This is a genomic window from Peribacillus sp. SIMBA_075 (assembly GCF_046534585.1).
Map to the genome: position 1 here is coordinate 1 of NZ_JAWRYN010001619.1, position 235 is coordinate 235.

Annotated in this window: 1 pseudogene; it reads left to right on the forward strand. The window is 37.0% G+C overall.

The features are described 5' to 3' along the window. Positions 1–235, forward strand: a pseudogene (locus SB775_RS33915) (bacteriocin maturation protein); the annotation flags it as partial.

A 235-nucleotide genomic window follows, 5' to 3' on the forward strand; every position in this document is an offset into this window, starting at 1 on the left:
CCCCGAACATACTGATATCGGTATTGGTGCTGGGGAAACGATGACAGAAGGTGTATACCGAGCACTCCAAAAACATTTAAATAATAAGTTATATGAACGCCAATCACATATGCTAGAAGAGATTACAGAGCTTTATTTAACCGAAATTCATGATAAACATTGTAGGTTTTACTACGATGCTCTCTCTACAATTCATGAAATACCTAAAGTAGGAATGAGTGAGGAGTTACTTGGT